Below are 7884 nucleotides of genomic sequence, written 5' to 3' on the forward strand. Positions count from 1 at the left end.
CCCGCCGCTCCCCGCCCGGCGCTTGACGGCGGCTGCCGCGCGCGCCCGCCGCTCCCCGCCCGGCGCTTGACGGCGGCTGCCGCGCGCGCCCGCCGCTCCCCGCCCTGCGAAGCACGCGCACATCGGTGCTGACCAGCGCGAACGCCCCTGGTGCAGGTGAGGGTTCACTCCCGCGTTGTCAGACTGACCGTCAATATCCTTGGCATGACCGCTTCCCGGCGCTGCTACTGCCTGGTATCACATGTGTGACCCACATCACGCCAGGAGGCTTCATGCTGCGCAAGGCTCGTGTCATGTCCGCCACCGCGATAGCGGTCCTGCTCACCCTGACCACGTTCTTCGCGGCCTCGTCCGCGAACGCGGCCACCGTCAACTACGTCGCCCTCGGGGACTCGTACTCCGCCGGTGTCGGCGCCGGGAACTACCTCGGCGACAGCGGCAGCTGCAAGCGGAGCGCCAACGCGTACCCGTACCTGTGGCAGAGTGCGAACTCGCCGTCCTCCTTCTCCTTCGTCGCGTGTTCCGGAGCGAGAACCGGAGACGTCCTCAACAACCAGATCTCCGCCCTCAACTCCGGCACCACGCTGGTCAGCATCACGATCGGCGGCAACGACGCCGGTTTCGCCAGCACCATGCAGACCTGCGTGCTGAACTCCGAGAGCGCCTGCCTCGGCGCCGTCTCGGCCGGTGAGAACTACGCCCAGAACACCCTGCCCGGCCTGCTCGACCAGGTCTACGCGGCCATCCAGGCCAAGGCCCCCAACGCGCACGTGGTGGTCCTCGGCTACCCGCACCTCTACAAGATCGGCGGCAGCTGCATCTTCGGCATCGGCGACACCAAGCGCGCCGCCATCAACGAGGCGGCCGACGTGCTCGACGGCGTCATCGCCAAGAGTGCCGCCAACGCCGGCTTCACCTTCGCCGACGTGCGCGGCATCTTCACCGAGCACGAGATCTGCGGCTCCCAGGACACCTGGCTCCACAGCACCACCTGGCCCATCGACGAGAGCTACCACCCGAACGCCTCCGGCCAGGCGTACGGCTACTTCCCGGTGCTCTCGCAGTCGTAACGGCGCGACCGGTGCGGCGGCTGCCGACCCCTCCGCCGGCAAGGGGAGGGGTCGACGGCCGCACGCCGGCTCAGTGCGTCAGCTCAGCCCGTCGGCTCAGCGCGTCGGCGGGAATGGGATGTCGGCGAGTGCCGGCAGCAACTCGGCTTCCTCGTAGGCGAGATGTGCCTCCAGCTCGGCCGACATCCGGTCCACCTCGGCCCGCAGCCGTTCCGGCTCGGTCACGCCGATCCCGGCCAGCAGTGCCACCAGTTCGTCCTTGATCCGCCCGATCGCCAGGTGCTGCTCGGCCAACGCCTCCAGCACCTCGGCCAGTTCGGGATGGCTGCGGGCCAGCGCGGGGAAGATCGCGGCGTCCTCGCCGCGATGGTGGTGCGTCAGCCCCTCGCAGAACGCCAGGCAGTGCTGACGCAATTGGAGGCCGAGGCTCGCCGTCCGCCCCGCGACGTGGGTCGCCGCCTCCTCGCGGACGTACCGCAGTTGGGCGCGCAGCCAGGTGTGCGCCTCCAGGAGCTTGTCGGCGAGGCTGCGCACTTCCCGCGTCGGCACCTCCGGCCGTTCCAGCACGACGACCGGCAACTCCCGTCCGGCGTGCGCCTGGTAGTCGCCGTACCCCGGTGCGACCCGGACGACGGCGTCGAACAGCCGCTCCCGCCGTGCCCCTTCGGCCGGGACGGCGATCACGTCGAACGCCTCCGTACCGAGCTCGACCCGGACCACGGGTTTGGCGAGGAGGTTGCGGTACCACTGCGGATGGTCGGGCGCCCCGCCCGCCGACGCGACGACGACGAGCTCGCCCTCCGCCCGGACGTACCCCAGCGGGACGGTGTGCTCCCGCCCCGAACGGGCGCCGGTGGTGGTCAGGAGCAGCAGGTCGCCGCCCTCGAACGGTCCGCCGACCTTGCCGCCGTTCGCGCGGAATTCCTCGATGACAGTGTGATTGAAAGACATGGGCATGCGTGTGTGGTGAAGTCTCCGGAAAGGTGAGGGAGTTCAGGCCACACGCGGCGCCGCTGCGCACGGGCACGCGAATGCGGGCGCGTGGACGCGGACACCACGGGTGGCCGCGTACGTCAGATCAGGGCAGCGGAGAAGGTGCTCATCGCGCATCGTCCCTTGCAGAAAGGTGCTGGCTCGGCTGCCGGCCGGCCCACTGCTCTGTGGCCGACGCCGCGCTGCACGCCCCCATTAGAGCCACGCCGCGGGGACCCTGTCAACGAGCAAGATCACCACCGGACGGCCCGCGCCCGGGCGACGCGCCGCCACTCCCCTCGTGGTGGCGGCGCGTCGGGCTCGTGGGTGGCGGGTCAGCGCAGGTAGTCGACCAGGCCGGCGGGCTTGAGGCCGGCCGCGTCGGCGGCGGCGAGGGCGCGCGGGAGGTCGGTGGCGAGGGTGTTGGCCCAGTGCATCAGGACGACGTCGCCGGGCTGCAGGGTGCCGGGGTGCCAGATGTTGGAGGCGCCCCAGCTGAAGTCCGCGTCGGCGGTGAGTACGGTGCGGATGCCGCAGTTGGCGGCGGCCTGCAGGGTGTCGGCGTTCCAGGCGAAGTACGGCGGGCGGAAGACCACCGGGGCGGTGCCGAACAGGCGGGTCAGGGCGTCGCGGGCGTCGCAGATCTCGACCTGCTGCTGCTCCAGGGTGAGCTTGCTGAGGTCGGAGTGCGAGACGCTGTGGTCCTGGATGGAGGAACCGGGCACGGCGGTGACGCGCTGGAAGAAGCCGGGGTCGGTGCCGGCCGGCATCGGCAGCGGGAAGGCGGTGATCGGCAGGTGGTGGTCGGCGATGAACTTCTCCGCCTCGGGGGTGCGCTGCCAGCCGTCGTCGACGGTGAAGAAGACGACCTTGTCGGTGGTGGGCACGGACCCGGCGGGCACGGCCGGGGCGGGCGCGGGGCCGTCCACGTGCACATCGTCGACGGAGTACGGGCCCTCCTGGTACCAGCCATGGACGTACAGCCCGATGCTGCGCGCGTTCGGGCCGGTGGTGAAGCGGGTGGTCAGCTCCTGCCAGCTGCCGCCGGTGGTCTCCGTCCAGGCGGGGGCGACGTCCCGGCCGGTGCCGGTGGCGCCCAGGTAGACGAAGTTTCCGCGGACCCAGGCGGAGGCGGTGTAGCTGGTGTTTGGCTGGACGGCGACGGTCTGCGCGCACTCGCCGGTGGAGTCGGCGTTCGCGGGGGTGACGGTGAGCGCGGAGGTGCCGCCGTGCGGGGCAGTGGTGGTGACGGCCGCCTCGGCCGGGCCGCCGGTGCAGCTCCAGCCGGCGATGCTGCCCCAGTCGGACAGGTTGGGGGCGGGGAGCTCGAAGCCCGGGTTGGTGACCAGGTTGACGGTCGGGCCGGGCGCGGCCGGCGCGGCGGCCCCGGAGGACGCTGAGGCTGCGGTGTCGGCGACCGCCACCGGGGCGGTGACGGCGGCGACCAGGGCGACGGAAGCGGCCAGCGCGGACAGGCGCGTGGACAGGGACACGTGAGGACTCCTGCGTGTGGGGGCGTGTGGGGGCGTGTGGGGAAGCCCGCCCGTGGGGAGGGCGTGGCGGTAGCGGGACCGTAGAACCGTGGAACGGTGGAACCGTGGAACCGGGGCGCTCCCTGAGGGGCGGGAGCGGGAGGTGGTGCGCCGCACTCGGACCGAGGAGAAACAATGGACTGGACCAATCGGCCCAGTCAAGGGAACGGGGGGACGAACCGGCTCGCCACCGCGATCGCCGCCGTGACCGGCACCCTGCTTGCCGCAAAAGGGACAAGACGGTCCGTCAGGGGGCGTACAGCTCCTCGATGTCGGCGGTGTAGAACTCCGCGATCGCCGCTCGCCGCAGCTTCAGCGAGGGCGTCAGCAGCCCCTGCTCCGGGCCGAACTCCCGTGGCAGCAGGCGGAACGCGCGGATCGACTCGGCCCGCGACACCGCCGTGTTCGCCGCCGCCACCGCGCGCTGGATCTCGGCGTGCAGCTGCTCGTCCGCGAGCACCGCCCACGGGTCCAGCTGCTCCCGCCCGTTCGTCTTCAGCCAGTGCGCCAGTGCCGCCGGGTCGAGCGTGATCAGCGCGGCCACGTACGGGCGGTCGTCGCCGACCACCATGCACTGGGAGACCAGCGGATGCGCCGCCACCCGCTCCTCCAGCGCGGCCGGGGCGAGGTTCTTGCCGCTGCTGGTGACGATCAGGTCCTTCTTGCGGCCGGTGATGGTGAGGTACCCGTCCTCGTCCAGCCGGCCGAGGTCCCCGGTGGCGAACCAGCCGTCGTACAGCGACTCCGTCGTGCAGCGCGGGTGGTTGAGGTACCCGCCGAAGACGGACCCGCCGCGCACCCACACCTCGCCGTCGTCCGCGATCGCCACCGAGGCGCCCGGCAGCGGCTGCCCGACCGTGCCGAGCTTCTGCCGCCCGGCCGGGTTGGCGATGATCGCGGCGGAGGTCTCGGTCAGCCCGTAGCCCTCGTACAGCTGGAGGCCGGCGCCGGTGAAGAAGAGGCCGAGCTCGCGGCGCAGCGACGAGCCGCCGCACATCACGCTGCGCACCCGCCCGCCGAGCACCCCGCGCAGCCGCTGGTAGACCGTTCGCTCGTACGCGAGGTGGCGCAGCCGCAGCTTCGGGCTCGGTCCGGGGCCGAGCCCGAACAGCTTCTGCTCCCGCGCCGCCGCCCAGTCGACCGCCACCTGCCGGGCCTGCTCGAAGAGTTCGGTGCGCCCGGCGTTCTCGGCGGCCTGCCGGGCCTGCTGGAAGATCTTCTCGAAGACGTACGGGACGGCGTGCAGGAAGGTCGGCCGGAAGGAGTCCAGGGCGGGCAGCAGCGCCTCGGTGGACACCTCGGGGATGTGCCCGATCCGGAAGCCGCCGCGGATCGCGGCGACCTGCACGGCCCGTCCGTAGACGTGCGCGAGCGGCAGGAACAGCAGGGTGGACGGCTGGCCGCCGCCGGTGTCCCGGAACACCTCGTCCCAGCCGGCGAGCAGCGCGTCGGCCTCGGCGGCCAGGTTGGCGTGGGTGATCAGGCAGCCCTTGGGGCGGCCGGTGGTGCCCGAGGTGTAGACGACGGTGGCGATGTTGGAGGCCGAGACCCCGAGCCGCTGGCGGTGCACCAGCGCGTCGGGCACGCCACGCCCGTCCTCGGTGATCGCGGCGACGCAGTCGCGGTCCAGCTGCCAGATGCCGGTGAGGTCGGGCAGGGCGTCGCAGACCGCGCCGACGGTCATCGCGGCGTCCTCGTCCTCGACCAGGCAGGCCACCGCCTGGGTCTCGGCGAGGATCCAGCGCACCTGCTCGGCCGCGGCGGTGGGGTAGACCGGGACGGTGATCGCGCCGATCGACCAGAGTGCGTAGTCGAACAGCGTCCACTCGTAGCGGGTGCGGGACATCAGCGCGACCCGGTCGCCGTAGCGGACGCCCCGGGTGAGCAGGCCCTTGGCGAGGGCGAGCACCTCGTCGCGGAACTCCTGCGCGGTGACGTCCTGCCACACGGGGACGTCCTGCCGTGCGGTGGCGTCCTGCCGCGGGCCGCCGGCCCGGTCGGTGCCGGGCGGGTGTGGGTGTGCGGGTGCGCGGCGGGCCAACTGGACCAGGCCGGGCGTGCGTTCGGCGGTGTCGTACAGCGAGTCCGCGAGCCCTCCGGTGGCCTCGGGACGGGCCAGGGCGGGGGTGGTGAACTCGCGCACAATCCTCCCCGTTTCGCGGCTGCCGTGGAGCGAAACTATCGGATCGGTCTGTCGCTGCCCAGGGTTGTGACGGTGACGCGACGAGATCGACACCTGGACGTACGGAAAGTGCCGCACGTCCGTACGGAAAGTGCCGTGGCCGGGAGCGGCTCCTGACGTGTGCGGGGCAAGTCGGCGGGAGATGGATTTCGACCCTCGAACGAGTGGTCAGGGCGTAGTAGGCTCTCGCAGACCTGCGGCCGGAGGCCTCCCGGCCTGGCCCGATCCGACGACCCGAACCGACGACGTACGACCATCCGCGCTCCCCACCCTCCCCGTCCGCGCCTGGCACTTCCCGACCGAGGACTCCATGCGTCTGCGCAGCAGCTCGATCCGCGCGAAGATCATCGCGCTGCTCCTGGTGCCCATCGTCGCGCTCACCGCCCTGTGGGCGTACGCGGTGTTCGTCACCACCGGAGACGTCTGGAGCCAGCTGGAGATCAGCCGTACGTACAAGGAGTTCAGCGGCCCGGTCGACCAGTACGCCACCGACCTGCAGAACGAGCGCCGTGCCGCCGTCCAGCGGCTCGCCGACCCGAACTCGCGCGCCGCCAAGGACGCCTACGACCGCGCCAAGGCCGCCACCGACCACGACCTCGCCGTCCTGCGCGGCATGAAGGACACCAGCGGCGGCAAGCTCTCCACCGCCCAGCGCGGACGCTTCCTGCAGATCGTCGCCGCCGCCGACCAGATCGGCCCGCTGCGCGCCCAGGTCGGCCGCTCCGCGCTCAACTGGGAGTTCGCCCTCGACCAGTACAGCGACCTGGTCAAGCCCGTGTTCGGCTTCCGGTCCGCCTTCGTCGCCCGCCAGACCGGCCAATTCCCGCGCCAGGGCACGATCCTGATCGAGCTGGTGCGCGCCCGCGAGTACCTCGCCCAGGAGGACGCGGCGATGGAGGGCCTGCGCACCGGCACCGCCCGGCCCACCGCCGAGCAGTACCAGATCGCGCTGGACGCCCTGCACAACCAGCAGGCGCTGTTCACCGTCTACATCGCCGAACTCGACCCCGCCGACCAGGCCGACTACGTCGCCCTGCGCGGCAGCGACGCCTGGGCCGCGCTCGTCCGCGCCGAGGCCGACTTCGTCGGCGCCGGAGGCCCCGAGCGGGTCGCCCAGGCGATCAACGGCGACTCCTGGCGGGAGACCGCCGACCGGGCCCTCGGCGACCTCGCCGCCGCCGACTCCCGGATCGCCGACGGGATCGGCGCACGCGAGCGGTCCTACGAGATCGGGCTGCTGTGGCGCGGCGGCATCGCCGGCGCGGTCGGCCTCGTCGCGGTCGTCCTGTCGGTGCTCATCTCCTTCCGGATCGGCCGGGGCCTCGCCCGCGAGCTGATCGGCCTGCGCAACGCCGCCAACGAACTCGCCGGCACCCGCCTGCCGTCCGTCATGCGCCGGCTTCGCCGCGGCGAGGCGGTCGACGTCGCCGCCGAGGCGCCGGAACTGCGGTTCGGGCAGGCCGAGATCGGCCAGGTCGGCCAGGCGTTCAACGCCGTGCAGCGGGCCGCCGTCGAGGCCGCCGTCGAACAGGCCGAGCTGCGCCGCGGCGTCTCCGCCGTCTTCGTCAACCTGGCCCGGCGCAGCCAGGTGCTGCTGCACCGCCAGCTGACCCTGCTGGACACCATGGAGCGCCGCACCGAGGACCCGGCGGAGCTGGAGGACCTGTTCAAGGTCGACCACCTCACCACGCGTATGCGCCGGCACGCCGAGGGCCTGATCATCCTGGCCGGCGGCTCGCCCGGGCGCGCCTGGCGCAAGCCCGTCCGGATGGTGGACGTGGTCCGCGCGGCGGTCGGCGAGGTCGAGGACTACGCCCGGGTGATCGTCCGGCCGTTCCCGGGCACCGGCCTGCTCGGCAGCGCCGTCGCCGACGTGACCCACCTCGTCGCCGAACTCGTCGAGAACGCCGCGGTGTTCTCCCCGCCGACCACCCAAGTCACCGTCCAGGGCGAGGTCGTGGCGCACGGCTTCGCGCTGGAGATCGATGATCGCGGCCTCGGGCTGAGCGAGCAGGCGTTCGCCGAGATCAACGAACGTCTCGCCGTGGAGCAGGAGTTCGACCTCGCCGACACCGACCGGCTGGGCCTGTTCGTGGTCAGCCGGCTCGCCCGGCGGCACGGCATCCGC

Annotated in this window: 5 protein-coding genes; 2 read left to right on the top strand and 3 right to left on the bottom strand. The window is 72.4% G+C overall.

From position 1 onward, the window contains the following. Nucleotides 1–272: 272 nt before the first annotated feature. The gene (locus tag KV557_RS41035) at nt 273–1070 is read left to right on the top strand and encodes an SGNH/GDSL hydrolase family protein (RefSeq protein WP_218207178.1); all 798 of its coding nucleotides are present in this window, start codon (nt 273–275) and stop codon (nt 1068–1070) included. Between the two features lie 96 nt (nt 1071–1166). On the opposite strand, the gene KV557_RS41040 is transcribed toward KV557_RS41035, so the two are convergent. The 3 genes from KV557_RS41040 to KV557_RS41050 form a co-directional block, all read right to left on the bottom strand. Continuing rightward, on the bottom strand, nt 1167–2027 hold the full coding sequence (locus KV557_RS41040; RefSeq protein ID WP_218207182.1) for a nitroreductase/quinone reductase family protein: 861 nt from the start codon (nt 2025–2027) through the stop codon (nt 1167–1169). A gap of 350 nt (nt 2028–2377) precedes the next feature. Beyond that, nucleotides 2378–3535: a polysaccharide deacetylase family protein gene (locus KV557_RS41045; RefSeq protein ID WP_218207185.1), complete on the bottom strand. Its 1158-nt coding sequence runs from the start codon at nt 3533–3535 to the stop codon at nt 2378–2380. A gap of 286 nt (nt 3536–3821) precedes the next feature. Next, entirely contained in the window at nt 3822–5717 is a 1896-nt protein-coding gene (locus tag KV557_RS41050) for an AMP-dependent synthetase/ligase (RefSeq protein WP_218207186.1), read from the bottom strand. A 349-nt stretch (nt 5718–6066) separates the two neighbouring features. Between KV557_RS41050 and KV557_RS41055 the strand changes: the two genes are divergently transcribed. Further along, a partial coding sequence (locus KV557_RS41055; RefSeq protein WP_218207188.1) for a sensor histidine kinase occupies nt 6067–7884 on the top strand: 1818 nt, incomplete at its 3' end.

Source organism: Kitasatospora aureofaciens, assembly GCF_019192735.1.
In the GTDB taxonomy this organism is placed as follows: domain Bacteria; phylum Actinomycetota; class Actinomycetes; order Streptomycetales; family Streptomycetaceae; genus Kitasatospora; species Kitasatospora aureofaciens_A.

Bases quoted from the DNA above. Each gene is read 5' to 3' on its own strand.
- KV557_RS41035 (WP_218207178.1), top strand. From the start codon at position 273: ATGCTGCGCAAGGCTCGTGTCATGTCCGCCACCGCGATAGCGGTCCTG.
- KV557_RS41040 (WP_218207182.1), bottom strand. From the start codon at position 2,027: ATGCCCATGTCTTTCAATCACACTGTCATCGAGGAATTCCGCGCGAAC.